The 833-nt window shown below is 49.8% G+C and carries 1 pseudogene; it reads right to left on the bottom strand.

What is annotated here, in order from left to right:
• Nucleotides 1-833 (bottom strand): annotated as a pseudogene (locus B2X00_RS04035) (transcription-repair coupling factor); the annotation flags it as partial.

Here is an 833-nt window from a genome sequence, read left to right as displayed (position 1 = left end):
TTGCGAGACGCGGTTGCCCATTAACTCCGTTTCAGTAATCAGGTAAATGTCTTCTGAGCCCAAAAACACCGAGTTAATGATGGGTCCGACTGTAATTGCTAGAGGCTCGTCTGATTGCTCAAAATCACTGAAGTGCATGACGCTTGGGGCAGGGTAGCCAATGCGGCCGAGGATATCGTGCAGTGCTTCTTTTCGACCAGCAGACTCGGTCATAAATAATAGACGTTGCTGGCGGTTGATAGCATCCTCAATGAGTTGCTTAAGCTTGGCAAAAGGTTGTTTATTTTGGTGCTCTGCGGCGATATCAGTCACTGCGTTAGTATCAAAAGTGACTGCGCCGGGGGTCGGTTTACCAGCTGGGACGGCCGCACGTATGCGCCGCATATGTTTGAAACGGCTGTGAACTTGCTCCGCCAACATAAACACTTCGTTTGGATGCAACAACGGCTTTTGTTGATCGTATCGGCGCTGCTCGTAGCGGTGACTAATATCAGTCCAGAGCTTTTCAAGCGTCCCCTGAATGTCGCCAAAGGTAACCAATAGCGCGTCATCAGGTAGGTAATCAAATAGCGTTGCCGTCTGTTCGAAGAACAATGGTAAGTAGTACTCAATCCCGCCAGGCGCCTGTCCTTTGCTAACTTGTTGATACAGGGATTCGCGTTCATTGCTTATCTCGAAACGCTCGCGGAAAGCGGCGCGAAAGTGTTCGATACCCGCCTTAGTTAGAGGAAACTCGTGCGCAGGTAGTAACTTGACCGAATCGACGGGCTCTAGTGAACGCTGTGTCTCAGGGTCGAATGGACGAATACTGTCGATCTCGTCATCAAAGAAAT

The organism is Idiomarina sp. UBA3162 (assembly GCF_002364475.1).
GTDB lineage: Bacteria > Pseudomonadota > Gammaproteobacteria > Enterobacterales > Alteromonadaceae > Idiomarina.
The sequence above is the reverse complement of the archived record's forward strand: the minus strand, read 5'-3'. Positions and strand labels throughout refer to the sequence as shown.